A 25,879-nucleotide genomic window follows, 5' to 3' on the forward strand; every position below is an offset into this window, starting at 1 on the left:
CCTGAACAGGGTGGAAAAGCGCGGGCATTGAGACTCGCACGCGGCTCGCATCGCACGCGGCTCGCATCGCAGGCGGCAAGCCGCAAATGAAACGCGCGCCGTGAGCCGACATCGAATCGGCCCTCCGGCGCGCGATAACTTTCCTGCCGACTTACTGGAACAGCTTGATCGCCTGCGTGAGCGTGTTCGTCACGCCCCATGCGAGCGGAATCAGCACATACGCCCAGAACATCAGCAGCAGCCCTTTATTGGACGAGTTGCCCTCATGAGTGTCGATGCGGGTATTCATCGCGGATCTCTCTCCTGAATCTCAGTTGGCGGCGTGCGCCGGCATGTTCATGTGATGCTTCTCATGCACCCGCGTGACGAGCAGGTTGCAGATGAAGCCGATGACGAGCAGCGCCGCCATGATATGCAGCGTCATCGTATAAGCCTCGGCGCCGGCGACGCCATGCGACACCTGATAGGCGCGCACGTAATTGACGAGCACCGGACCCGCGACGCCCGCGGCCGCCCACGCGGTCAGAAGCCGTCCGTGAATGCCGCCGACGAACGCCGTGCCGAACATATCCGCGAGATACGCGGGCACGGTCGAGAACCCGCCGCCGTACATCGAAAGAATCACGCCATAAGCCAGCACGAAGAGCGCGATGTTGCCCGCGCCGGCGAATTGCGGCACGAGGAAATACAGCACCGCGCCCAGCACGAAGAACACGAAGTACGTATTCTTTCGGCCAATCCAGTCCGACGCCGACGCCCACACGAAGCGCCCGCCCATGTTGAAAAGCGAGAGCAGCCCGACGAAGCCCGCCGCCGCGCCCGCCGTGATCGACGCCTTGAAGCTTTCCTGAATCATCACCGATGCCTGGCCGAGTACGCCGATGCCCGCCGTCACGTTCAGGAACAGCACGAGCCACAGCAGATAGAACTGCGGCGTCTTCAACGCCTGATCGATGTGCACGTGGTTCTTCGTGATCATCTTGTTGGCGGTCGCGGGCGGCGTCCAGCCAGCCGGCTTCCAGTCCGCCGGCGGGATGCGGATCGCGAGCGCGCCGATCGTCATCGAGATGAAATACAGCACGCCGAGCACGAGGAACGTTTCGGCTACGCCGGCGCTCGTCGCGCTCTTGAAGTGGTTCATCAGTGCGACGGAGCCGGGAGCGGCGATCATCGCGCCGCCGCCGAAGCCCATGATCGCCATGCCGGTTGCCATGCCGCGCCGGTCCGGGAACCAGCGGATCAAGGTGGATACCGGCGACACATAGCCGAGCCCGAGCCCGATGCCACCGATCACGCCATAGCCGAGATACAGCAGCCATATCTGATGCAGATGGACGCCGAGCGCGGACACGAGAAAGCCGCCGCCGAAGCAGCACGCGGCGGTGAACATCGTGCGGCGCGGGCCGACCTTCTCCAGCCACTTGCCGGCGAATGCCGCCGACAGGCCGAGGAACACGATCGCGAGCGAGAAGATCCAGCCGAGCGTGGTGAGCGACCAGTCATCGGGCGCGGACTTGGTGATGCCGATAACCTTCGTGAGCGGCGCGTTGAACACCGAGAACGCATACGCCTGCCCGATGCACAAGTGAACAGCCAGCGCGGCGGGCGGCACCATCCAGCGCGAGAAACCGGGCCGGGCGATGGTCGCCTCCTTGGAAAAGAAACCTGTCGGGCCGTGCACGGCCCCTTGATTGATTGTGCTGTTCATGTGGTCTCCGTGGCGCGTCATGCATGCACGTGCGCGCTCATCGTTTGCTTGAGGTGCCGTACGGGGTCGCCGGACAGCAGCCTGCCGTGGTCATGCGAGCGGCTACGCGGTTTGCATCGCGCGCTCGCAAGGCCATTTCGCGCCGCCCAAACATGCGATGGGACGACATATGGATGCGACGCTTTGCCACGGCTGGGCATGACCATAGACAACTGTGAATGCCTTTGCAATATGAACACTCGTGCCATAAGCGTTTGCCCGCAGCATCGGCGCGGCTCGCGCGGCAATGCGTGTGCTTCCCGGACGCTTTGACGGTTCCATCAATGCTGTATCGCATCGCTACAGGGCAGGGCAGGTGTTCTGAATGTGAACAGATCACATGGCCTTCGTATAAACCCTGACCATGCGATGCGAAACCGCGTGCCGATGCGGCTTTCGCGTGCATCGCGTCATCGCGCGGGCGATGGCATGGAACTCGCAATCTAGGGCGACCGGCGCCGGACATCGGCAGTGCCGGCCCGTTCACGTCGACATGCGAGGAGCACATAGAAATGAATCACGCGGAGATGCAGTTCCTGAGCACCGAATACCCCTACAAAAAGCAGTACGGCAACTTCATCGGCGGCAAATGGGTGCCGCCCGCGGGCGGCGAGTATTTCGACAACATCTCGCCGATCACCGGCGAGCCCTTCACGTCGATTCCGCGTTCGCGCGAAGCCGATATCGAAGCCGCGCTCGATGCGGCGCATGCAGCGAAGGCATCGTGGGGCAAGACCTCCGTCACCGATCGCGCGAACCTGCTGCTGAAGCTCGCCGATCGCATGGAGCAGAACCTGCCGCGTCTCGCGCTGGCCGAGTCCATCGACAACGGCAAGCCGCTGCGCGAGACGATGGCCGCCGACATTCCGCTCGCGATCGATCACTTCCGCTATTTCGCGAGCGCCGCGCGTTCGCAGGAAGGCGGCATCTCGGAGATCGATCACGATACGGTCGCGTATCACTTCCATGAACCGCTCGGCGTCGTCGGGCAGATCATTCCGTGGAACTTCCCGATCCTGATGGCCGTGTGGAAGCTCGCGCCCGCGCTCGCTGCCGGTAACTGCGTCGTGCTGAAGCCGGCCGAGCAGACGCCCGCATCGATCCTCGTGCTGCTCGAAGTGATCGAAGATCTGCTGCCGCCGGGCGTCCTCAATGTCGTGAACGGCTTCGGGCTGGAAGCGGGCAAGCCGCTCGCGTCGAACAAGCGCATCGCGAAGATCGCGTTCACCGGCGAGACCACGACGGGCCGCCTCATCATGCAGTATGCGAGCCAGAATCTGATTCCCGTCACGCTGGAGCTGGGCGGCAAGAGCCCGAACATCTTCTTCGAGGACGTGCTGAATGCCGACGACAGTTTCTTCGACAAGGCGCTCGAAGGCTTCACGATGTTCGCGCTGAATCAGGGCGAAGTGTGCACGTGCCCGTCGCGCGCGCTGGTGCAGGAGTCGATTTACGAGCGCTTCATGGAACGCGCGTTGAAGCGCGTCGCGGCGATCGCGCAGGGCCATCCGCTCGACACGAAGACGATGATCGGCGCGCAGGCTTCGCGGGAGCAACTGGAGAAGATCCTGTCGTATATCGATCTCGGCAAGCAGGAAGGCGCCGAGTGTCTCTCCGGCGGCGAGCGCAATAGCTTCGATGGCGAATTGAAGAACGGCTATTACATCAAGCCGACCGTCTTCAAAGGCCATAACAAGATGCGCATTTTCCAGGAGGAAATCTTCGGGCCGGTGCTCTCCGTGACGACCTTCAAGACCGAGGAAGAAGCGCTCGAGATCGCGAACGATACACTCTACGGCCTCGGCGCGGGCGTGTGGACGCGCGACGGCACGCGGGCTTATCGCTTCGGCCGTGCGATTCAGGCGGGTCGTGTATGGACCAACTGCTATCACGCGTATCCGGCGCACGCGGCGTTCGGCGGCTACAAGCAATCGGGCATCGGGCGCGAGAATCACAAGATGATGCTCGACCACTATCAGCAGACGAAGAACATGCTCGTCAGCTATAGCGACAAGCCGCTCGGCTTCTTCTAAAACCTGTGGGGCCGCCGCTGCGTCTCGCGGCGGCCGATTCGAACAACGGGGACATCATGAGCGAACAGGAAGTGCTGCGCGTGACGGCGACGCCCGCCGCCATCGACTTGATCGAAAAGCTCAGGGCCGAGCATGGCGACGTGTTGTTCCATCAATCCGGCGGATGCTGCGACGGCAGCGCGCCGATGTGCTTTCCAGTGAACGAGTTCATGGTCGGCGGGTCGGACGTCAAGCTCGGTGCGATCGGCGGCGTGCCGTTCTACATGACCGAATCGCAATACGAGTACTGGCAGCACACGCAACTCATCATCGATGCGGTGCCGGGCAACGGCGGCATGTTCTCGCTCGAACGCCCGACGGGACTGCGCTTTCTCACGCGCTCGCGTTTATACAGCGATGAAGAGAACGCGTGGCTCGAAAGGCACCCGGTCGAGCACGTGGGCTGAGCGCTCATGTCCAGCGCGGCGGCCGCTTTTCTATGAACGCCTGCGTGCCTTCGAGCGTGGCGTCGTCCATCATGTTGCAGGCCATCGTTTCCGATGCGAGCGCGTATGCCGCTTCGATGCCCGTTTCGAGCTGCCGATAGAACAGCCCCTTGCCGGCCGCGACCGCTTCGCGCGGCTTGGCGGCAATCGTGGCGGCGAGCGTGTGCACGGCATCGTCGAGCGCATCGGGCGATACGACGCGATTCACGAGGCCGCGCTCGCGCGCCGTGGCGGCATCGATGAACTCGCCGGTGACGAGCATTTCGAATGCAGCCTTGCGCGATACGTTGCGCGTCAGCGGCACACTCGGCGTCGCGCAGAAAAGCCCGAGATTCACGCCCGAAACCGCGAAGCGCGCATCGCTCGATGCCACCGCGAGATCGCACATGGCGACGAGCTGGCAGCCCGCCGCCGCCGCGACCCCATGCACGCGCGCGATCACCGGCTGCGGCATGCGTTGAATCGTGAGCATCATGCGCGAGCACCGCGCGAAAAGCGCGCGATAGTAGTCGAGCGCGGGTTCGGCGCGCATCTCTTTCAGATCGTGTCCCGCGCAGAACGCGCGGCCTTCGCCGGCAAGCACGACCACACGCGCATCCGATCCGGCGACATCCTTCAACGCGCTTTCGAGCGCTTCGAGCATCGCTTCCGATAGCGCATTGAACGCGCCGGGCCGATTCAGCGTCAGCCGGACCGCGCCTTTTACGCCGTATGCATCGTGTTCCACTTTAACGAGTGCATCGCTCATGGGCTGACTCTCCATCAAACGTCGATTGCCGTGACCGAGCCCGCGCGCTTGCGCAGCTCGAACTTCTGGATCTTGCCGGTCGATGTTTTCGGCAGCTCGCAGAACTCGATCGCGCGCGGCACCTTGAAGCCCGCGAGATGCTTCTTGCAATGCGCGATCAGGTCTTCGGCGGAGACTTCCGCGCCCGCCTTCAGTTCGACGAACGCGCAAGGCGTCTCGCCCCAGCGCGTATCCGGCTTCGCGACGACCGCCACCGCAAGCACGGCCGGATGCCGGTACAGCACGTCCTCGACCTCGATGCTCGATATGTTCTCGCCGCCCGAGATGATGATGTCCTTGCTGCGATCCTTGATGCGAACATAACCATCCGGATAGGCGACGGCCAGATCGCCCGTATGGAACCAGCCGCCGCGAAACGCTTCTTCCGTCGCGGCCGTGTTCTTCAGATAACCCTTCATCGTGATGTTGCCGCGAAACATGATCTCGCCGATGGCTTCGCCGTCCATGGGCATGAGTTCCATCGACATCGGGTCGCGCACCGTCACCGCATCCTGCAAGTGATAGCGCACGCCTTGCCGCGCATTGAGCCGCGCGCGCTCGCCGATATCGAGCGTGCTCCACGCCTCTTGCTGCGCGCAGACGGCGGCCGGGCCATAGACTTCCGTGAGCCCGTACACGTGCGTCAACTGAAAGCCCATGCGCTCCATGCCTTCGATCATCGCGGCGGGCGGCGCGGCGCCCGCGACCATCGCGTGCACTTTCTGTTCTATGCCGGCCTTCATCTCGTCGGGCGCATTGACGAGCAGGTTCTGCACGATCGGCGCGCCGCAATAATGCGTGACGCCTTCGCTTCTGATCAGTTCGAAGATGGTCTTCGCATCGACGCGGCGCAGACACACGTTCACGCCCGCGCGCGCCGCGACGGTCCACGGAAAACACCAGCCATTGCAATGGAACATGGGCAGCGTCCACAGATACACGGCGTGCTTCGGCATGTCCCACTCCAGCACGTTGCTGATCGCATTCGTGTATGCGCCGCGATGGTGATAGACCACACCCTTCGGATTGCCCGTCGTCCCTGACGTGTAGTTCAGGCAGATGGCGTTCCATTCATCCGATGGCGGCGACCATTCGTATGCGGGATCGCCGCTCGCGAGCAGCGCCTCATAGTCGATTTCGCCGATGCGTTCGCCCGCGCCCGTGTACTGCGAATCATCGACGTCGATCACGAGCACGGGCTGCGGCACGCTCGCGAGCGCCTTCTTCATGATCTCCGAGAATTCGCGATCGACGAGCACCGCCTTCGCTTCGCCATGTGTGAGCATGAATGCGAGCGTGGCTGCGTCGAGCCGCGTGTTGAGCGTGTTGAGCACGGCACCCGTCATCGGCACGCCGAAGTGCGCCTCGACCATTTCGGGCGTGTTGGGCAGCATGGCGGCGACCGTATCGCCCAGGCCGATGCCGCGTGCAACGAGCGCCGACGCGAGCCGCCGCGTGCGCGCATAGGTCTCGGTCCAGTTGCGCCGCACATCGCCGTGGACGATGGCGGGGCGCGTCGGATACACGGACGCCGCGCGCTCGATGAACGTGAGCGGCGTCAGCGCCGCGAAGTTGGCGGCCGTTTTGGGAAGGCCATCGTCGTACATGCCGGCTGTCATGGTTGTCTCCTCGAGCGCGGATCGAGCGAGGGTGCCCGCGCCACCGATGTTCTCAAGTTTATCGTTATCATGCGCGCGACTTACGTTAGCCTGACGTCCGGCCTCATGGTTTGCCCTTATACGGGCCTCGCAACAGGCGTCAGGCGAGATCGTCGAGCTTGACGTCGAAGCCGCGTCTGACGCCCGGACGCGCGAAGAGCGCTTCGTACCAGCGCTTGACGTTGGGGTAATCATCGAGCGAAACCTGATGACGCTCGTGCCGCCACGCCCAGCCGAGGATCGCGAAATCGGCGACGGACAATTCGCCCGCGACGTATTCAACCTGCGCGAGACGCTTGTCGAGCACGCCGTACAGGCGGCGGGTTTCATCGGAATAGCGCTTCAGTCCATAGCGTCGATCGCTTTCCGCTTCGACCATGCGGAAATGATGCACCTGTCCCGGCATCGGGCCGAAGCCGCCCATCTGCCACATCAGCCATTCGAGCACCGGCACGCGGTCGCGCAGGCTCGCGGGAAGAAACTTGCCGGTCTTCTCGCCAAGATAGAGCAGAATCGCGCCGGATTCGAACACGCTGATAGGCTCGCCGTCGGGGCCGTCCGGATCGACGATCGCCGGAATGCGGTTGTTCGGGCTGATGCTCAGGAAGTCGGGCGCGTGCTGCTCGCCTTTCGTGATGTTCACCGTCTTCACGGTGTAGGGCAGTTGCATTTCCTCCAGCGCGACGCTGATCTTGCGTCCGTTGGGCGTGTTCCAGGTATGAAGTTCGATGGTCATGGCGTTGCGTCCCGGTTCAGGTCAATGCGGGCGACACATAACGCTGGAAGCCCGCGCGCTGCGTGATGCCCAGATACCAGCGTTCGAGCGCGGGCAGGGCGGGCCGCACGAGTTCGGCGATGCCGAACCAGCGGCGCGCATAGGCCGCGATGACAAGATCGGCGAGGGTGAACGTATCGCCTTCGAGATAGTCGCGGCCCTTGAGATGCGCATCGACGGCGCGCCAGAGCTTTTCCACTTCGCTCGCGGCGGCGGCGAGTTGCGCGGCGTCGCGATCCGCCGCGCTCGTGCGGATATAGCCCCAGAAGACGGGGCGCTCGGCGGGCTGCAGCGTGGAGAGCGACCAGTCGAGCCAGCGGTCCGCACTCGCACGCACTTTCGGCTCGGCGGGGTAGAGCGTGCTGTCAGGCGCGTATTGCATCGCGAGATAGCGGATGATCGAGTTCGATTCCCAGAGGACGAAATCGCCATCGACCAGCGTGGGTATGCGGCCCATCGGGTTCATCGCGAGATAGTCGGGCTCGTTGTTGCGCCCGAATTGCAGGCCCGCGTCGATGCGGTCATATGCGAGGCCCAGTTCCTCGCAGCACCACAGCACTTTCTGCACATTGACCGAGTTGGCTCTGCCCCAGATCGTCAGCATTCGATGTCTTCCTCCGTTGGTTTCGCTTGCGCGTCGAAGCATCAATCTTAGCTGTGTTTCGCGGTTTGCCTTGAGCCGCGCTGGAAGCATGACGCTCTCGACGGTCGCCAGCACATGCGATCCAGCGTGTTCTTGGCTGGCTCGCTGCCCGTTCGCGCCGTGCGAAATGCGATCGATTCACTTTTGCTCCCGGCGGGCGCGCGGCTTGCTGAGTCATGTGCGATCGGCTGCGTTCGATAACGTCGCCGATCGCTATCACTAACATGAGCGCTGGCTCAAATCGGCGTCTCTCCAGGGAGGAAGAACATGAAGAAAGTTGCCACGGTTCTCGCGTCTTTACTGCTTGCCTCGACGGCGTTCGCGCAAACATCGGGCACTTCGGATACCACCAAGGCACAGCTAAAGGCAAACAGCGAGAAGAGTGAAGCGCAGGCTACCGCCAACAAGAAGAAGGCTGAAGCCCAAAGCGACGCCGACAAGGCTCAGGCGTCGGCTAACGAAGACAAGGCTTCGGCGCAGGCAGACGCTGACAAGAAGGCCGCAAAGACGGAGAAGGCCACGACTGCAAGGGAAGCGTCCAATGCGCGCGGAGACGCGGCGAAGGCGCAAGCCAAGGCCGACCAGAAGAAACGTGATGCTCAGGCCAAGGCCGACAAGAAGAAGCGCGATGCCAGCAAGGATGCGAGCGTGGCTCAAGCGAAAGCCGATAAGGACAAAGTCGAGGCGCAAAACGATGCGAACAAGAAAGCAGCCGATGAGAAGGTCGACGCTGCCAAAAAGTAGTAAGCGAGTTCGCTCGGTCGCGCGGATTTTGGCGACACAATACTGCTAGGATCAGTGAAAGGGCGAGCATTGCGTTCGCCCTTTTCAATAGCTTGAAAGTGGTTGCGTCTAACGCAAAAAGTCGGCTACTTAAATAAATAAAATACGTTCGTCGATAAAGATAAGTCGTTGCGCCAGTGGGATTGTATTCGGCGAAACCTTAGCGCGAGCTTAAGAAAAATAACGTGTATCGAATCCGCCAATCTTAGCGCTGACTTAGCGGTCGATAAGATGACAGACCGCATCGGTGTTTTCACTTAAAGCCTGTTTGACGGGCGCTTCTTTGTCACGAAGACAACTTTCAAATCTCCACGCGCCGCTTTACAGCGGAAGACGAGATGCGCCCTCGGGAGGCGCGAACGAAGCGCGGCCCCGCAACGGTTAGCGTACGCAAGCTTGCAACGCCACGGTTCTTTGGTCTGCCTTCAACATTACTAAGACCGTCAGAGTTCTGTTCTAAACAGATTACAGCAGTCATACGTCCATCAATAGTTCCATATAGGAACCATCAAATCATTTGCTGTGCATTGTTATGGATGCTTGAGCATGCTTGCGTCCATGAGTTTCGCGGCGGGTTCATAACCCAGTCGCGCCATGCGAGTGGTGCTCGGTCGGCAAAGACCAGCGCTCCGCTGGAAAGAGTCTCGGGTTTGCCAGTTCTGTCCCAACGAAGGAGCCAATTGATGAAAAAGCCTTTGATCGTGCTACTCCTTGCTGCAACTGCCGTGATAGCCGGATGTGGCGGCAGCGACAGCTCGGATTCGTCGACGTCCAGCTCGACACCGTCCACATCCACGCCCGTGAACTCGAAGCTGCTGACGAACATTGCCGTGCCGAATGCGTCGAGTCCGCCATTCAGCTTCGATATCGGCTACGTGGAAGCGGGACGATACTATCTGACCGATCGGAACAACAAGTCCGTCGATGTCGTCGATACGAAGTCGAATACGCTCATTGCCCAGATTACCGGCTCCTTCGCGGGCGTCGGCGCATCGACGGACGCGTCCGGACCGGACGGCATCGTTGGCATTACAGGTACGAATACGTTGTACGTGGGCGACGTGGACTCGGTCAAGATCGTCGATACCGCCGCGCTCAAAACGGTCAAGACGATTGCTGTCAGCAATTCGGGTTCACGCGTGGACGAGGGATGTTATGACCCGGACGATCATCTGGTGATGTACGCGAGCCCTGGAGAGACGCCGCCTTTCGTCACCTTCATCTCGACGACGACGCAAAGCGTGGTGTCGAAGCTGGTGTTCAATGGATCATCGGGGCTCGAGGCCTGCACCTATGATTCGACCACGAAGAACTTCTACATCAATAACGATGGCACGTCAGCGCACCCCGATGGCGAACTCGATGTCATCACGGCGAAATCGGTGGTTGCCGGCGCACCGGTTGTCAGCAAGGCTTTTCCGCTCGATAAGTGCTCGCCTACAGGCATAGCGCTGGGACCGAACAACGACGTGCTGGTGGGATGCGATCCTTCCGCCGGCAATCCGCTCATTACGCTGATTCTCGACCGAACCACCGGCGCGCAACTGGCCTCCGTGCCCTTCGGCGGCACCGACCAGGTGACATACGATCCGGGCTCGAATCGATACTTCCTGCCCGCGCGGCACTACGTAGCGAGCGGTACGGCGGCATCGTCGGGGTTCAGCCCGCAGATGGGCGTGATCGATGGCGCGACGCGGCAATTGCTCTACAAGGTGCCCGTTGGAGCGGGCGCGCATTCCGTAGCCGTGGACAGTGGTCTCGGTCAAGTCTATGTGCCGTTCCAGCCTGGCACGTCGACTCAATTCACAAATGGAGGCATATCGGTGTTTGCGACGAAGTAATCGCGCATCGGCGGCAAGCCCTTCGACGAGAACGTGTCGTTTTCGTCGAAGGGCCGAGCAATCAGGCTACGTGCGAAACACGGCCATCGCGGAGCGCAACTGCGCGGCCTGGTCTTCGAGCGACTTGGCCGCCGCGGCGGCCTGCTCGACGAGCGCCGCATTTTGCTGGGTCACCTCATCCATTTGACTGATCGCCTGGTTCACCTGCTCGATGCCGCGAGTCTGCTCGTGCGAGGCCGTGGCGATTTCGTCCATGATGTCGGTCACGTGCTGAACAGCCGAGCTGATCCGTTCCATGGTTTCGCCGGCCTTCGATACCAGTTCAGTACCCGCGTGCACCCGGCTTCCCGAGTTTTCGATCAGTTCCCTGATTTCCTTCGCGGACGAGGACGATCGCTGGGCCAGGCTGCGAACCTCTGTTGCCACTACCGCGAAGCCACGGCCCTGTTCGCCGGCTCGCGCGGCTTCCACTGCGGCATTGAGCGCGAGGATATTCGTCTGGAAAGCGATCCCTTCAATGATTCCGATGATGTCGGCGATCTTCGCGGAGCTTTCGTCGATTGAAGCCATCGTATGGACGACCTCGCCAACGATCTTCGCGCCTTCGTTTGCGACACTGCGCGCGTTGGCCGCAAGACCACTGGCTTGCCGGGCGTTTTCGGCGTTCTGCCGCACGGTCGCGGTGAGTTCTTCCATGCTGGCCGCTGTTTCCTCGAGAGAAGCGGCCTGTTCCTCCGTGCGGGACGAAAGGTCCGTGTTGCCCGATGCGATTTCTCCGCTCGCGTTCGCAATGGCGCCCGCGGACTGCTTGACTGTGCCGATAGCTGTCAGGAGTTGCGCCTGCATGCGCGACATGGCTGCCATCAGGCTCGTGCGGTCGTTCGCCGCCGTCTTCACGGAAACGGTCAAATTGTTATCAGCGATCTGGTTGGCGATCTCTGCCGCATAGGCTGGCTCCCCGCCCATCGAACGCAGAATCCCGCGGTTCAGGACGGTGACGATGGCGCCCAGCACGAACGCAAGCACGAATAGCGTGCCGAAGGTAGTCGCGAGGGACGAATAGAAATCCGCCGTGATGTCGTCGATATAGACCCCGGCGATGTAGATCCAGTCCCACTGCGGATAGGCGAGCACGTACGACAGTTTGGGCAACTGCTTCGTCGTGCCCGGTTTGGCGAACGCGTAGTGAACATAGCCGTGGCCGTCACGTTTCACGAGGTCGATGGCATCGCGGTATAGAAATACCCCGTTCTGATCGTGATAATCCAGCATGACCTTGCCGATGAAATCGGGCTTGACGCCATGCGTGAGAACCTTTCCCTGTGAGTCGATGACCGTGAAATATCCGTCGGCGCCAAAGCGGATTTGCCGAATGCTCTCGAGCGCCTGTGTCTTCGCCGCATCTTCCGACAACTTTCCTGACGCAACCTCGCTTGCGAAAGCCTTCACGATGCTGTTCACCACTTCGCTCGCGTGTTGCAAGTCCATCATCCGCTCTTCAGTGCGTATTTGACGCATCCGGTACGCGTCGGCGATGGACATTCCGACCATGCAAAGGAGACTGAGGATCAGCGGAAGCCAGAGTTTTTTTGAAAAAGACAAGTTCATTTGAGGCTCAAAGGTGATTCGCTTCTTTTCTCGGGGCATCGCGTGCGATTGCGATGCGCTCGCCGATAGGGTTTACGGCAATACCCAGCGATTCCTTATCCCGCCCTAAAAAGGTGGCTTCGAGCCCGTATTGAGATGTCGATCAAGCGAGAGCGATCGAATCCCCTGAGACAGGGTTCGAGCCGTTGCTTAAGCGATGCTTAACAACGCTTCCTGGAAGAAAAAATATTCATCTCGAAGAATAACCAATCGAAAGTCTTTGTTCACGGAGTCGACTCAAAGGCGCTGCACATTGTCGGGGCTGTTCGAGACGTCCTGATCGACCAATGAGGAAACGACATGAATAAAGGAACCTTGCAGGGCGCATTGCGCCTCTCTATGACTACGGCCATGCTCGCGATGTTTGCATCTCAAGGTGCGAATGCTGCGTCCGTCGACGGGAAACATGGCCACGGCGGCAACCCGGAATCCGTCTCGCGCGTCTTGCTGATCAGTTTCGACGGCTTGCACGAACAGGACGTGGCGCGCTGTATCGCGGCAAACGCATGCCCGAATATCGCAGTGCTCGCCAAAGCGGGTACGACATACCGCAACGCCTATACGCCCGGACTTTCCGATTCGTTTCCCGGTCTGGCGGCGCTCGTGACGGGCGGCTCTCCGAAGAGCGCGGGCCTCTTCTATGACGTGTCGTACGATCGCACGCTGTACGCGCCTGCCGATACGTCGTGCAGCGGCCCGCAAGGCTGGAACGTCGTGTTCGACGAAACCACCGGCTACGATGCGTTGAACGGCGGTCCGCTCACGCATCTCGACGGGGGCGGCAGATTCAATCCGCAGGCTATTCCGAATGCCAAGGTCGACGGTGTGTGCAAACCGGTCTATCCGCACGATTACGTGAAGACGAATACGGTTTTCGAAGTGGTCAAAGAGAAGCTTGCCAACGCGCGAACCGCATGGGCCGACAAGCACGCGTGGGGTTATGACTGGCTCAACGGCCCGTCTGGGCATGGCGTCGACGACCTCATGCGCACCGAGATCAACTCGGTCGACCCCGCAACCGGCACTGACTACACGGACGTCTATACGCACACGGAAAAGTTCGACGACTATCACGTGCAGGCGATCATCAACCAGATCGACGGAAAGACTTCCACGGGGAAGCGCGCCGCCGCTGTCCCGACGATATTCGGCACCAACTTCCAGACGTTGAGCGTCGCGCAGAAGGCGCCGGTCGCCGACGGCGGAGGCTATCTCGACGCGAGCTTCACGCCGGGGCCGCAGGTGACGGCGGCCATCGCCTATGTCGATGCGTCGCTCGGGCGCATGGTGGCGGAGCTCAAACAGCGCGGGCTGTATCAATCGACGGCTATCATCGTGACGTCGAAGCATGGCCAGTCGCCGGCCGATCACTCGAAGCTCGTTAAGAACGGAGACACGCTCTCGAAGCTGCTCGAATCGAACAACTACTTCGATGCGAGCGGGAACATCGGGCAAGCGAACACGAAAAGCGGCAACCTGAATGACGGCAGCGGACTGACCGGCACGGGCTTCATCCAGACCGACGACGTGGGCCTCGTCTGGCTGCGAGATCAGAATCAGCTCGCCGCCGCCGTAAAAACGCTCAAGGCGAATCTGGGCTGCAACGCGCCCGGCATCTGTGCAGACGGCCCGGGCGCGTACATTCTTTATGGCCAGCCGCTCGCGGAGCGCTTCGGCGATCCGGGGCAGGGCCGCACGCCCGACATCGTCGTTCAGCCGAACCCCGGCGTGATCTACACGACGAGCGCGAAGAAAGACGAGGAGCACGGCGGCAACGCACCCGACGATAGCCATCTCGGTCTGATCGTGTATGTGCCCGGCGCTCACGAGGCGGGCCGGATGATCGATGCGCCGGTGCTCACGACCCAGGTCGCTCCGACGATTCTAGAGTTGCTCGACATCGATCGGAAGCTGCTCAAGGCCGTCGAGCTGGAGGGCACACAGGCACTTCCGGGATTGGGCGCGAAACGCTTCTGAAACACGCTCTGTGCCGGCTCTTCGTCGGGCCGGCACGCGAAGCGCAGCAGTGGAATGCTGATTTCGCTTTTAGATCAGCTTCCGCCGGCTGCGAAAGCAATCCAGTCGCCGAGCTAAAAGTTTTACCGTTTCTTTCGTCAAGCCGGCAAATCAAACCAGCAATAGTTACTGAACTCCGTCCGACGGGTGTTTAAAGGAGCTTCGTCGACGAATTTCTTGTCGCCTGGCTTAAGCGTCGCTTAATGTGTATCGGCATAGCATCGCGCGCGAATGTAAAGGGGCATATTCCTTGATCTGGAATGTGTTCCTTTCATGACGCGACTTGATACGCTTGCAGACACTTCCACACCGGGGACAGGAATGAACACCATATCGGAAGAAGAAAACACGCTGACCGACAGCGAATTCCAGATGATGGTACGGGCGGTCGCTGCCTTGCGGGAAGGGGAGAGCGTACAGAAATTGCCCGTCGACTGGACAGGCGTGAAAGGACAGCTAGCCGCTGAACTGAACATGCTGGCCGATCAATGCGCGCGTCAGTCGTCGGCGCTCGGGCGCGCAACGGGGAATGCGGCAGCGGGCGTGCGCGATGGCCGCGGCGTCGACGAGGAAGGGCTGAGCGGCTTCTGGCTGCAACAGGCGCGCGACTCCAACGAACTTCTCCGGGCGTCCGACACGGCGCACGCGTGTACCCGGGATATCTACGCCGCGCTCATCGCCTTGAGAAAAGGAGAGGGGGCGTCGCTTGCCGCCGACTGGCCGGGTCTGCACGGCAAGCTCGCGGACGTTTTCAATGATGTGGTGGACCAGAACATCCGCATGTCGGATGAACTCGCGCGTCTGAGCCAGGCAGTCGGAAAGGAAGGCCGCATCTACGAGCGCGCTACCCTGCCCGATCCCCGGGGTTTCTGGCGCCGCTCGATCGACTCGGTGAATTCGCTCATCGTGGATCTCGTTCATCCCACGAGCGAAGTGGCGCGCGTCATCGGCGCGGTGGCGCAAGGGGATCTCAGCAAGAGCATGGCGCTCGAAGCGGACGGGCGGGCGCTCGAAGGCGAGTTCCTGCGCACGGCGAAGATCATCAATCGCATGGTCGAGCAACTGGGCACCTTTGCCGCGGAGGTCACGCGCGTGGCGCGAGAGGTCGGCACCGAGGGCAAGCTCGGCGGTCAGGCGGACGTGCAGGGCGTGGCGGGCACCTGGAAAGACCTGACCGATTCCGTGAACTTCATGGCGGGCAATCTGACGAGCCAGGTGAGAAACATCGCGGAGGTGACCAAAGCGGTCGCCGCCGGAGACTTGTCGAAGAAGATCACCGTGGACGTGAAGGGCGAGATTCTCGAACTCAAGAACACGATCAACACGATGGTCGATCAATTGCGCTCGTTCGCCTCCGAAGTGACGCGCGTGGCGCGCGAGGTCGGCACGGAAGGCAAGCTCGGCGGTCAGGCGGATGTCAAAGGCGTCGCGGGAACATGGAAAGACCTGACCGACAACGTCAACTTCATGGCGGGCAATCTGACGAGTCAGGTGCGCAATATCGCGGAAGTCACAACGGCCGTGGCGGCGGGCGACTTGTCGAAGAAGATCACTGTCGACGTGAAGGGCGAAATCCTCGAATTGAAGAACACCATCAACACGATGGTCGATCAGCTGCGCTCCTTTGCCTCCGAAGTGACGCGCGTGGCGCGCGAAGTGGGCACCGAAGGGAAGCTGGGCGGTCAGGCTGACGTGAAGGGTGTCGCCGGTACCTGGAAGGACCTGACCGACTCGGTCAACTCGATGGGCAGCAATCTGACCGCGCAGGTGCGCAACATCGCCGATGTGACGACGGCCGTCGCCGCCGGAGATCTCTCGAAGAAGATCACGGTGGACGTCAAGGGCGAAATCCTCGAACTCAAGAACACCATCAACACGATGGTCGATCAGTTGAGTTCGTTCGCATCGGAAGTGACGCGCGTGGCGCGCGAGGTCGGCACCGAGGGCAAGCTGGGCGGCCAGGCGGACGTGCAAGGCGTCGCGGGAACGTGGAAGGACCTGACCGATTCGGTGAATTCGATGGGCGGCAACCTGACCGCACAGGTGCGCAACATCGCCGAGGTGACGACAGCCGTTGCCGCGGGCGATCTTTCGAAGAAGATCACCGTCGACGTGAAAGGCGAGATTCTCGAGCTGAAGAACACGATCAATACGATGGTCGATCAGTTGCGCTCGTTCGCCTCGGAGGTGACGCGCGTGGCGCGCGAGGTCGGCACCGAAGGCAAGCTGGGCGGTCAGGCCGATGTGCAAGGCGTCGCGGGGACGTGGAAGGATCTGACCGACTCGGTCAACTCGATGGGCAGCAACCTGACCGCACAGGTGCGCAACATCGCCGAAGTGACGACGGCAGTGGCCGCGGGCGACCTATCGAAAAAGATCACCGTGGACGTGAAGGGCGAGATTCTCGAACTCAAGAACACGATCAACACGATGGTCGATCAGTTGCGCTCGTTCGCGTCGGAAGTGACGCGCGTGGCGCGCGAGGTCGGCACCGAAGGCAAGCTCGGTGGTCAGGCGGACGTGCAGGGCGTCGCGGGCACGTGGAAGGATCTCACGGACAACGTCAATTTCATGGCCGGCAATCTGACGAGTCAGGTGCGCAATATCGCGGACGTGACGAAGGCGGTGGCGGCGGGCGACCTGTCGAAGAAGATCACCGTGGACGTGAAGGGCGAGATTCTCGAACTCAAGAACACCATCAATACGATGGTCGATCAGTTGAGCTCCTTCGCCTCCGAAGTGACGCGGGTCGCGCGTGAAGTGGGCACGCTCGGCAAGCTCGGCGGACAGGCGGATGTTCAGGGCGTCGCAGGCACCTGGAAGGATCTGACGGATTCGGTGAATTTCATGGCCGGCAATCTCACGAGTCAGGTTCGCAACATCGCGGACGTGACGAAGGCGGTGGCGGCGGGCGACCTGTCGAAGAAGATCACCGTGGACGTGAAGGGCGAAATTCTCGAACTCAAGAACACGATCAACACGATGGTCGATCAGTTGCGCTCGTTCGCCTCCGAAGTGACGCGCGTGGCGCGCGAGGTAGGCACCGAAGGCAAGCTTGGCGGGCAGGCGGATGTGCAGGGCGTTGCGGGCACGTGGAAGGATCTCACCGATAACGTCAACTTCATGGCCGGCAACCTGACGAGCCAGGTTCGCGGCATCGCGCGCGTGGTGACGGCAGTCGCAAACGGCGATCTGGGACGCAAGCTGACCGTCGAAGCGAAAGGTGAAATCGCGGCGCTCGCCGATACGATCAACAGCATGACGGACACGCTCGCGACCTTCGCCGATCAGGTCACCACCGTCGCGCGCGAAGTCGGCGTCGAAGGGAAACTCGGCGGACAGGCCAAGGTGCCGGGCGCGGCCGGCACGTGGAAAGGGCTCACGGAAAACGTGAATCAGCTCGCGGCCAATCTGACGACGCAGGTCCGCGCGATCGCGGAAGTGGCGACGGCCGTGACGCAAGGCGACCTCACACGATCCATCACCGTCGAGGCGCTCGGTGAAGTTGCGGCGCTGAAGGACACGATCAACGAGATGATTCGCAACCTGAAGGACACGACCGCGCTCAACACGGAGCAGGACTGGCTCAAGACGAACCTGGCCAAGTTCAGCCGCATGTTGCAGGGGCAGAAGGATCTGGTCGCGGTCGGTCAGCTCATTCTCTCGGAACTCGCTCCGGTCGTCGGTGTGCAACAGGCGGAGTTCTATGTATTCGGGATGGTCGATCAGGCCGCCTCACTGAGGCTCGTCGCGAGCTATGCGTCGGACGGTCATCGTTCGCACGGAAAGCAAGTCGAGCTGGGCGAGGGGCTCGTCGGTCAGTGTGCTTTCGAAAAGCGCAAGATCCTGCTGGCGCCATCGGCGTCCGTGGACTATCGCGTCGAATCGGGTCTGCTCAGCGTCGTGCCGCAGAACGTGCTGGTGCTGCCGATCGTTTTCGAAGGGCAGGTGAAGGGTGTGATCGAACTGGCGTCCATCGAGCGCTTCAACTCGACTCACCTCGCGTTCCTCGACCAGTTGACCGAGAGTATCGGCATCGTCATCAATACGATCGAAGCGAACACGCGCACCGAAGATCTGCTCACGCAATCGCAATCGCTCGCGCAGGAGTTGCAGAGCCGGCAGGAAGAACTGCAGCAGACGAATCAGGAGTTGCAGGAGAAAGCGCGTCTGCTTGCGCATCAGAATCAGGAAGTCGAGCGCAAGAACTCGGAAGTCGAACAGGCGCGTCAGGCACTCGAGGATAAAGCGAAGCAGCTCGCTCTGACATCGAAGTACAAGTCAGAGTTTCTCGCCAACATGTCGCACGAATTGCGCACGCCGCTCAACAGCCTGCTTATCTTGTCCGATCAGCTTTGCAAAAATCCCGAAGGCAATCTGTCCGGCAAGCAGATCGAGTACTCGCGGACCATTCATTCCTCGGGGAATGATCTGCTGATGCTCATCAACGACATTCTTGATCTTTCGAAGATCGAGTCCGGCACGGTCGTCCTCGATGTTGCCGAGCATCGCCTTGCCGATATGACGACGTACGTCGAGCGCACTTTCCGCCACGTTGCCGAAGCGCGAAACGTCGATTTCGTCATTCATCTGGATAGCGATGTGCCCGTGTCGATCGTGACGGACCTCAAGCGGCTGCAGCAGATCCTCAAAAACCTCCTCTCCAATGCCTTCAAGTTCACGCATCAGGGGCAAGTATCGTTGTCCATCGAGCACGCGCTCGGAGGATGGGGCGAGGACAACGAAGCGCTGAATAGCGCGGGGTCCGTGATTGCCTTTTCGGTTCAGGACACAGGCATCGGTATTTCGCCCGATAAACAGCAGATCGTATTCGAGGCTTTCCAGCAGGCCGATGGCAGCACCAGCCGCAAATATGGCGGCACCGGACTGGGCCTTGCGATCAGCCGCGAACTGTCCAAACTGCTGGGTGGAGAAATCCGCCTGACCAGCGCGCCGGAAGAGGGAAGCACATTCACGCTCTTCTTGCCGCGTGCGAACGAACTCGTGAGAACGGGGCGCAGAAAGCACGCGCGCCGCGATGGAGCGGGCGTGACTGTTCTGGACGTATCGTCGAGCACGAGTCACACACGCGCGGACTTCGCGACGCAGCCCGAACTGGCCGTCGAGATTCCGCATGAAGTCGCGGGCACGCATATCGCCGACGACCGGAACAATATCGTGCAGGGCGACCGGGTCGTGCTGATCGTCGAGAACGATGTAGCCTTCGCGCGCGTCATGGTCGATGCGGCGCGGCAGCGAGGGTTCAAGGCGCTCACCACGGCATTCGGCGCGTATGCCCTGATGCTCGTCAATCAATTCAAGCCGGACCTTATAACACTCGATCTGTTTCTGCCCGATATGGAAGGGTGGCAAGTGCTCGCGCGAATAAAAAACGACATGGCCACGCGGCACATTCCGGTGTGCGTTATCTCGACCGATGAATCGCGCGACCGCGCACTGCGGTCCGGCGCTTTCGCCTTTCTTCCCAAGCCGGTCGAATCGCAGGCCATTCTGGATGACGCGCTCGCATCGATGGCCCGGTATATCGAGGCGAAAGGACGCGTCGTTCTTGTGGCGCTTTCATCGGTGATCGAGCGGGAACTGCTCTCCAGTGCATTGCAGGGCACGCAGGCCGCGGTGGTTTTTGCCAATTCACGCGATGCGCTGCTGCAGCAGTTATCGTCTCAGCCCGTTGACGCGCTGGTGCTCGCCGACGGAATCCTCGGCATCTCACCCGAGGACATCGAAGCGGCACTCGCTTCGCGCGAGAGCATTGCGCCGCTGCCGGTCATCGTGAGCGCGGCGGGCGATGTCCCGCCCGCACGCTGGAAACACGCCCGCGAAGGCTTTATCGTGCAGCACGCGGCAAGCCGAGACCAACTGCTGGATCTGAGCGTCGCCGCGCTTCACATCGATGCAAAGCGGCTCGCCCTGGAGCACGGCGCCATTCTGCATGCGTTGCGGGCGTCGCAGAGTGCGTTGAAGGGCGTCAAGGCGCTGATTGTCGATGACGACATGCGCAACATCTTTGCGCTCGCGACGATCATGGAAGACCTCGGCATGCGGCATGTGTGGGCCGACAACGGACGCGATGCGATACGGCAGGTGGAGTCCGATCCCGAAATCGAGATCGTCATGATGGATATCATGATGCCCGAGATGGACGGCCTCGCCACGATGCGGGAAATCCGCAAGAGACCAGTCGGAAAGGCACTGCCGATCATCGCGGTCACGGCCAAGGCGATGAAGGGCGATCGCGAGAAGTGCATCGAGGCGGGCGCGTGGGATTACCTCTCGAAACCCGTCAACCGCGATGATCTGCTTGCCGTGCTGCGCGCGTGGCTGCATCGTTAGGAGCGTGGGTATGGCTATGCTCGACGTATCCGCGCAAGACAAGGTCAGCATCCTCGTGGTGGACGACCTTGCCAGCCAGCACGTGGTTCTGCGCACCGTGCTCGAGGGCCCGGATCAGGAAGTGGTCACGGTGTCGTCCGGACGGCAGGCGCTGAAGGCGGTGCTTCAACAGGAGTTCGCCGTCATACTGCTCGACGTGAACATGCCCGAGATGGACGGCTTCGAAACGGCCAGCATGCTGCGCTCTTATCGGCGGACCGCATCGACTCCGATCATCTTCGTCACGGCTTATGTCGACGATGCCGAGATGGCGCGAGGCTATTCGCTTGGCGCGGTGGACTATATCTCGTCGCCTGTCGTGCCGGAGATTCTCAGCGCCAAAGTGCGGGTGTTCGTGCAAATGTATCGGATGAACCGCGAGTTGCTCGCCCGCGCTGCGCAGCGAGAAGAACTCGCGCGGGCGGAAGCCCAGCGCGCGTCCGCGGACCAGGCCCGTCAGCGCGCCGATTTTCTGGCGCACGTGAGCCATTTGCTCACGCGTTCGCTCGATGTGGAGACAACCCTTTCGCGCATCCTCGACACGTCGGTGCCTGCACTGGCTGATGTCGCGTGCGTCTACCTCGAAATAGACGGCGAACCGTCTGCGCGGACATCGCTGCACTGCGGTCCGGCCGTTTACGCACTGATCGATCCGGCCAGCGGGCAGGCGCGCCAGACCATCGCTCCGCTCGAGCAGTTCTTCGTGCTCGCGAAACAGATCGTGGATTCAGGCGAAAGTCTCGTGTGCCGCGGCGGCGCGAACAGCATATTCGGATGGACATCCGGCAGCGGACACAGGATGAACGCAGTCGAGTTCGAGGAGGTCGGGTTTCATCCGCTGCTGAGCGGCGCGGAGCGCAAGGCGGTCATCGCTTTCGGCATCGTTCGCTGTGACGAAAACCATCAGCCGGCGCCCGTCGTCACCGAGTTCGTGAGTCGCGCGTCCATCGCGCTCGAAAATGCGTTTCTGTTTTCCGCCCTCCGTGACGAGGACAGGCGCAAGAACGAGTTTCTCGCGATGCTCGCGCATGAGCTCCGAAATCCGCTCGCACCGATTTCGAACGCCGTGAGCGTGATGCGAAGCACTGAGCCGGGCGACGCCGAAGTGATGACGTGGGCGACCGGGATCATCGGAAACCAGCTCGATCACATGGTGCGCATCGTCGACGATCTGCTCGACGTATCGAGGATCGCGCGCGGCGCGGTGGCGCTGCAACGCAAGCCACTTTCCTTGCGCGTCGTGGTCGATCGTGCGGTCGAAACCAGCCGTCCACACTTTGCTGCCCGCTCGCAGGCCTTCTCATGCGAAGCGTGTCCGAACGATTTGATCGTCGAGGGCGATGTCGTCCGTCTCACGCAGGTTGTCGCGAACCTGTTGAACAACGCCTCCAAATTCACGCCGCCCGGCGGGCGCATCAGTCTTTCAACCGGCTTTTCCGACGGGACCGCCATCATCACGGTCACCGACGACGGCGAGGGAATCGAAGCCAAGCTCCTTCCGCGCGTCTTCGATCTCTTCGCACAGGGGGACAGCGCCCTGGATCGCGCGCAGGGTGGATTGGGAATCGGGCTGACGCTCGCGCGCCATCTGACCGAGCTGCATGGAGGCTCGATTCGTTGCTGGAGCGGCGGCCGCGGACGGGGAGCCAAGTTCACGGTGGAGTTGCCGGCGTCCATTGCGACGGAGAAACCAACTGCCGTCGCCGATGTCCTGCCGCTGCGTCGCAAGCGTGACGTGCGGGTGCTCGTCGTGGACGACTCCGTTGCGTCCACGGAAAGCCTGAAGATCTTTCTCGAACTGCACGGGCACGAGGTGCAATGCGCGCACGATGGCGTCTCCGCGCTTGCGCTGGCAAAGAAATTCGTGCCACAGGTTGCCGTTCTGGATATCGGCCTTCCGGGCATGAACGGCTATGACGTCGCCAGGGTCATCCGCGCGGACACCGCGCTGAAAAACTGCATGCTGATTGCCTTGAGCGGTTATGGCCAGGACGAAGATCGCCGCAAGTCGAGATCGGCGGGCATCGATCATCATCTGATCAAGCCCGCCGATTTAACCTTGCTTATCGAACTGATTGCGGCACACGTGCCGCGCGGCGGCGTGGGTGCCGAAGGAGAGGGACGGCCAGCGTAGAGATCCGCCGTAGCTTTTACCGAAGCCGCGGCGGCGCACAAAGGACTTCATACTCCGCATTGATTCTCCTCCCGCTGCCGCTTATTACAGGACATCGCGAGGTGAGCCGGTAACCGTCGCATCGCTGACCCAGGTGTCTTCCCAATATGGCGTGCGGCCATAGTGTTGATGGACACTCCTGGCCCAGGTCGCGTCCGCCATGGCCGGCCACGAGTCCTTGTCGAAGCCCGGCGCATTGCGTACCTGTTCCGACGTGGCGGCCAGTCTGAAGCACTTGTTGTTGGTGTCGAGCGTAAGCGCGCCCCACGGAATTGCCAGTAGCTTGTCGCCGATGCCGAGGAAGCCGCCGCTCGACAAGACGGCATAGGCCACTTGCCCCGAAGCCACATCCAGCATGATGTCCTTGATCTTTCCGACATCATCGCCGTCGCTGCTGAGGACGTTGTTTCCGTCCAGCGTGCTGGCCGCCATCACGTCCGGTCCCGGGCCTGCCGCCGTCTGCGCGCCCTTGCCGGTAATGTCCATCCTGCTGTTTTCGGTTGACACGGTTGATCTCCCTGGTTGATATCAACGCCAATGAGATCAGCAACGATCGTTCCTCGGGAGCGTGGGCGGCAGCGGGCACGCTGCAATCCGCCGATGATATGTTCCATCTCACGCGACATCCTCGCCGTGATGGACCCGTTTCGCATGTCCTGGACGCAGCTAAACCGCGTTCATCTGACGCGTCCGTTCTTATTGTTAGCTCAGGAACTCAGCATTCCTCTATTTATGGGATATTGAAGCGGCTATCAATTGCGCTCGTTATGCATTATTCGATGCAACGATCTTTCGCCGTCTTCTCACCTCCGTGGGCCAGGTCGAGCTTATTACGGTGCGTATGCGCCACCCCGGCTAGCTCGGTAAATATCTTGTTTCGAGGTGCGCTAATCCTTGGTTTTGGCTCGGCAGAATGGAAGCAGCCCAATTGGCAAGAACCGATTGGGCTACATGATCGACTTCAGCAGTTTCCTTTCTTTGCTTGCCCCGGCGGGCAAAATCCATTGCCAGGACCGCCTTGCGGCTTGACTGCGACCGGTGGCGCATCGGGGACGTATACGGCGCATCCATTGATCATGCCGGCCATAACCAGCAGTGACACGAGTAGAACCGCTCTTTTCATCATGATCTCCGTTTTGGAACGGAAGCGTTTCGACGCTTCGCGTTCCGGTTCTTTGCCCGTCAGAAGCTCAAATTGACGTTGCTCTGGCTCGTCGTCGCATTGACGGACGTTGACTGCGTTGCGCCCGAAGCCGCGTCTGCTTCCAACCTGTATTGGCCGGTTGCCGCCGATGCTGCCGCGAAGTTCACAGGCAGCGAGCCCGAGTAGGTGCTGACGAGCGGCGCTGCCGCAGGCAAGGAAAGTTGGTATGCGCCCGTATCGAGATTCGCGTTGACCGATGCGATTTCATACGCGCTCGTATCGATCACCTGCAATGCACGCACGAGAGCATCAGCGGCTGGACTCACCGTCCCGCTCACGGTGCTCATCGACGAGGAGGGCAGCGTAATGGGTGCGTCGGACGTCGAGACCGGCGTGTTCGTATTCACGACGACCGGCACCGAGCGCACGACGCCCGAAGCGACGCGGTTCTGGACGATCACCACATCGTAGTTGCCTTGCGTGGAACTTTGGATGAGCGGCGAAAGCACGAATTTGCCGGTGCTGTCAGCAATGGTGCCCTTGATGACCTTTCCGCCCTGCTCGGCATACACCGTGGCTCCCGCTTCCGCGCGCGCGACATAGCCAGAGATCTGGCCGCTCACCGTTGTCGGTGTGGCCGTCACCACCGGCTTCAGTGCATAAGACCCGTTGCCCCGCGTGACGACGGACTTGCAGGCGTTGAAGTCAAGCACCAGGTCGACCAGTGTGTTCGGCTGTACGGTGAAAGGCTGAATGATCTTGTAGCCGCTTTGTGTCGCGCTGGGCGTGTCGAGCGGCTGTTCCTTGCCGCCCGTAGGCACGACGGAGTTCGCAAGCGCGTTGCCCGAATTCGCGTTCAGGAGCAGGCGCACTTGCTGGTATTTACCGGCCGGCAGCGCGGTTTGGCCAAGATCGGCCAGCACGCCGTTCGTGAGAGAGAGCAGGTCGATTTTCTGCGGGGCGGGCAGCGTAATGGTTGTCCAGCCCGCGTCGTTGTCGGCCGCCTGCGCATTTGCGTTGACGCGCACCTGCGAGACAGTGATGTACACGTGATCGAAACCGCATGACGGCGCGTCCGTCATTGCGACGTGGAGCGTACCATTCGGCGGGCTCGATCCGCCATCGCCTCCACCGCCGCCGCACGCTGAAAGTACGATAGGCACTGCCGCCGCGAGCGCAAAGAGCTTCCAAGGCTTTCCAATCATATCCGCACCGTTTCTGTCTTGTTTGAGTGACGGAAGCTTAGCGGCGTTATCGTATGACGATTGTAACTGCTGAGCCCAAATCTGTAAGTTCCCGATCGAAACGTAAATGACGTCCGGCAAATACCGTTAGCGTCGCGCCAAATGTCTTCCGGCATTCACGCAAAGCGGGCTCTTAAGCGTTACTTAAGGTTCGCGGACGTAACCCGCCAGGTTCGATCTCGTAAGCTCGCCGGCTCCGACGAAGGACGAGATAGCGGCCGTTGCGGCCTCCGGCGTCAATGCATCGGTGATCGATAGCGGCGCGAGCAGGGCGCCAGTCATTACCGTCACGCACCCGCGTGGCACAAGTACTGGAAGCCCGCTGACGGTTCCTATCTCCTATGTCAACCGCAGCCCTTCAATTTCCGACATCTTCAACGACCCATCGCTGCGACCCGACACGCGCAAAGCATTCCTGTAGCGAAAGCAGCTTGAAAGAATGGAGGGGCATTCATGACGTTTTCGCATGATCGTCTTTATCGTTATTACTGATTCAGCGCTTGAAATGTG

General features: G+C 61.1%; 16 protein-coding genes. 7 read left to right on the forward strand and 9 right to left on the reverse strand.

Annotation, left to right across the window (positions count from 1 at the left end; translation table 11 throughout):
• Nucleotides 1–151: 151 nt before the first annotated feature.
• Together AC1Z32_RS01695 and AC1Z32_RS01700 are read right to left on the reverse strand one after the other, a co-directional pair.
• Entirely contained in the window at nucleotides 152–289 is a 138-nt protein-coding gene (locus AC1Z32_RS01695) for an MFS transporter small subunit (protein WP_483476981.1), read from the reverse strand.
• A 21-nt stretch (nucleotides 290–310) separates the two neighbouring features.
• Entirely contained in the window at nucleotides 311–1,708 is a 1,398-nt protein-coding gene (locus AC1Z32_RS01700) for an L-lactate MFS transporter (RefSeq protein WP_483476982.1), read from the reverse strand.
• A gap of 551 nt (nucleotides 1,709–2,259) precedes the next feature.
• On the opposite strand from AC1Z32_RS01700, the gene adh reads away from it, so the two are divergent.
• Nucleotides 2,260–3,780, forward strand: coding sequence for an aldehyde dehydrogenase (gene adh, locus AC1Z32_RS01705; protein WP_483476983.1), 1,521 nt, complete (start codon nucleotides 2,260–2,262; stop codon nucleotides 3,778–3,780).
• Between the two features lie 56 nt (nucleotides 3,781–3,836).
• Nucleotides 3,837–4,226, forward strand: a complete 390-nt coding sequence (locus AC1Z32_RS01710; protein WP_483476984.1) for a DUF779 domain-containing protein — start codon at nucleotides 3,837–3,839, stop codon at nucleotides 4,224–4,226.
• 4 nt (nucleotides 4,227–4,230) lie between these two features.
• On the opposite strand, the gene AC1Z32_RS01715 is transcribed toward AC1Z32_RS01710, so the two are convergent.
• The 4 genes from AC1Z32_RS01715 to AC1Z32_RS01730 all read right to left on the reverse strand — a co-directional run bounded on the left by AC1Z32_RS01715 (nucleotide 4,231) and on the right by AC1Z32_RS01730 (nucleotide 8,089).
• The gene (locus tag AC1Z32_RS01715; protein WP_483476985.1) at nucleotides 4,231–5,013 is read right to left on the reverse strand and encodes an enoyl-CoA hydratase; all 783 of its coding nucleotides are present in this window, start codon (nucleotides 5,011–5,013) and stop codon (nucleotides 4,231–4,233) included.
• Nucleotides 5,014–5,027: 14 nt separating this feature from the next.
• Nucleotides 5,028–6,671 carry an acyl-CoA synthetase gene (locus AC1Z32_RS01720; RefSeq protein WP_483476986.1) on the reverse strand — a complete coding sequence of 548 codons (1,644 nt, stop codon included), beginning with the start codon at nucleotides 6,669–6,671 and terminating at the stop codon, nucleotides 5,028–5,030.
• A 139-nt stretch (nucleotides 6,672–6,810) separates the two neighbouring features.
• A complete protein-coding gene (locus AC1Z32_RS01725) occupies nucleotides 6,811–7,446 on the reverse strand; it encodes a glutathione S-transferase family protein (protein WP_483476987.1) in 636 nt (211 codons plus the stop codon).
• 16 nt (nucleotides 7,447–7,462) lie between these two features.
• The gene (locus AC1Z32_RS01730; RefSeq protein WP_483476988.1) at nucleotides 7,463–8,089 is read right to left on the reverse strand and encodes a glutathione S-transferase family protein; all 627 of its coding nucleotides are present in this window, start codon (nucleotides 8,087–8,089) and stop codon (nucleotides 7,463–7,465) included.
• A 306-nt stretch (nucleotides 8,090–8,395) separates the two neighbouring features.
• Here AC1Z32_RS01730 and AC1Z32_RS01735 point away from each other — a divergent pair, with 306 nt between their 5' ends.
• Entirely contained in the window at nucleotides 8,396–8,872 is a 477-nt protein-coding gene (locus AC1Z32_RS01735; protein ID WP_483476989.1) for a hypothetical protein, read from the forward strand.
• 722 nt (nucleotides 8,873–9,594) lie between these two features.
• The gene (locus tag AC1Z32_RS01740; RefSeq protein WP_483476990.1) at nucleotides 9,595–10,752 is read left to right on the forward strand and encodes a YncE family protein; all 1,158 of its coding nucleotides are present in this window, start codon (nucleotides 9,595–9,597) and stop codon (nucleotides 10,750–10,752) included.
• A gap of 66 nt (nucleotides 10,753–10,818) precedes the next feature.
• On the opposite strand, the gene AC1Z32_RS01745 is transcribed toward AC1Z32_RS01740, so the two are convergent.
• The gene (locus tag AC1Z32_RS01745) at nucleotides 10,819–12,360 is read right to left on the reverse strand and encodes a methyl-accepting chemotaxis protein (RefSeq protein ID WP_483476991.1); all 1,542 of its coding nucleotides are present in this window, start codon (nucleotides 12,358–12,360) and stop codon (nucleotides 10,819–10,821) included.
• 390 nt (nucleotides 12,361–12,750) lie between these two features.
• Here AC1Z32_RS01745 and AC1Z32_RS01750 point away from each other — a divergent pair, with 390 nt between their 5' ends.
• The 3 genes from AC1Z32_RS01750 (at nucleotide 12,751) to AC1Z32_RS01760 (ending at nucleotide 22,942) form a co-directional block, all read left to right on the forward strand.
• On the forward strand, nucleotides 12,751–14,376 hold the full coding sequence (locus AC1Z32_RS01750) for an alkaline phosphatase family protein (protein WP_483478177.1): 1,626 nt from the start codon (nucleotides 12,751–12,753) through the stop codon (nucleotides 14,374–14,376).
• Between the two features lie 360 nt (nucleotides 14,377–14,736).
• Nucleotides 14,737–20,769 (forward strand): hybrid sensor histidine kinase/response regulator, encoded by a 6,033-nt coding sequence (locus tag AC1Z32_RS01755; RefSeq protein ID WP_483476992.1) that lies wholly within the window; start codon nucleotides 14,737–14,739, stop codon nucleotides 20,767–20,769.
• A 10-nt stretch (nucleotides 20,770–20,779) separates the two neighbouring features.
• Nucleotides 20,780–22,942: a response regulator gene (locus AC1Z32_RS01760; RefSeq protein ID WP_483476993.1), complete on the forward strand. Its 2,163-nt coding sequence runs from the start codon at nucleotides 20,780–20,782 to the stop codon at nucleotides 22,940–22,942.
• A gap of 84 nt (nucleotides 22,943–23,026) precedes the next feature.
• Here the strand turns inward: AC1Z32_RS01760 and AC1Z32_RS01765 are convergent, their stop codons facing one another.
• Both AC1Z32_RS01765 and AC1Z32_RS01770 read right to left on the reverse strand, forming a co-directional pair.
• The gene (locus tag AC1Z32_RS01765) at nucleotides 23,027–23,467 is read right to left on the reverse strand and encodes a PRC-barrel domain-containing protein (RefSeq protein WP_483478178.1); all 441 of its coding nucleotides are present in this window, start codon (nucleotides 23,465–23,467) and stop codon (nucleotides 23,027–23,029) included.
• Between the two features lie 696 nt (nucleotides 23,468–24,163).
• The gene (locus tag AC1Z32_RS01770; protein ID WP_483478179.1) at nucleotides 24,164–25,330 is read right to left on the reverse strand and encodes a DUF4382 domain-containing protein; all 1,167 of its coding nucleotides are present in this window, start codon (nucleotides 25,328–25,330) and stop codon (nucleotides 24,164–24,166) included.
• Nucleotides 25,331–25,879 lie beyond the last annotated feature (549 nt).

This window comes from Caballeronia sp. 11_S32 (assembly GCF_056930355.1).

Excerpts from the sequence above, each read along its gene's own strand:
- AC1Z32_RS01725 (WP_483476987.1), bottom strand. The coding sequence starts at position 7,446 with ATGACCATCGAACTTCATACCTGGAACACGCCCAACGGACGCAAGATC.
- adh (WP_483476983.1), top strand. The coding sequence starts at position 2,260 with ATGAATCACGCGGAGATGCAGTTCCTGAGCACCGAATACCCCTACAAA.
- AC1Z32_RS01700 (WP_483476982.1), bottom strand. The coding sequence starts at position 1,708 with ATGAACAGCACAATCAATCAAGGGGCCGTGCACGGCCCGACAGGTTTC.
- AC1Z32_RS01740 (WP_483476990.1), top strand. The coding sequence starts at position 9,595 with ATGAAAAAGCCTTTGATCGTGCTACTCCTTGCTGCAACTGCCGTGATA.
- AC1Z32_RS01745 (WP_483476991.1), bottom strand. The coding sequence starts at position 12,360 with ATGAACTTGTCTTTTTCAAAAAAACTCTGGCTTCCGCTGATCCTCAGT.
- AC1Z32_RS01710 (WP_483476984.1), top strand. The coding sequence starts at position 3,837 with ATGAGCGAACAGGAAGTGCTGCGCGTGACGGCGACGCCCGCCGCCATC.
- AC1Z32_RS01735 (WP_483476989.1), top strand. The coding sequence starts at position 8,396 with ATGAAGAAAGTTGCCACGGTTCTCGCGTCTTTACTGCTTGCCTCGACG.
- AC1Z32_RS01715 (WP_483476985.1), bottom strand. The coding sequence starts at position 5,013 with ATGAGCGATGCACTCGTTAAAGTGGAACACGATGCATACGGCGTAAAA.
- AC1Z32_RS01695 (WP_483476981.1), bottom strand. The coding sequence starts at position 289 with ATGAATACCCGCATCGACACTCATGAGGGCAACTCGTCCAATAAAGGG.
- AC1Z32_RS01770 (WP_483478179.1), bottom strand. The coding sequence starts at position 25,330 with ATGATTGGAAAGCCTTGGAAGCTCTTTGCGCTCGCGGCGGCAGTGCCT.
- AC1Z32_RS01765 (WP_483478178.1), bottom strand. The coding sequence starts at position 23,467 with ATGGACATTACCGGCAAGGGCGCGCAGACGGCGGCAGGCCCGGGACCG.
- AC1Z32_RS01760 (WP_483476993.1), top strand. The coding sequence starts at position 20,780 with ATGGCTATGCTCGACGTATCCGCGCAAGACAAGGTCAGCATCCTCGTG.
- AC1Z32_RS01730 (WP_483476988.1), bottom strand. The coding sequence starts at position 8,089 with ATGCTGACGATCTGGGGCAGAGCCAACTCGGTCAATGTGCAGAAAGTG.
- AC1Z32_RS01720 (WP_483476986.1), bottom strand. The coding sequence starts at position 6,671 with ATGACAGCCGGCATGTACGACGATGGCCTTCCCAAAACGGCCGCCAAC.
- AC1Z32_RS01755 (WP_483476992.1), top strand. The coding sequence starts at position 14,737 with ATGAACACCATATCGGAAGAAGAAAACACGCTGACCGACAGCGAATTC.
- AC1Z32_RS01750 (WP_483478177.1), top strand. The coding sequence starts at position 12,751 with ATGCTCGCGATGTTTGCATCTCAAGGTGCGAATGCTGCGTCCGTCGAC.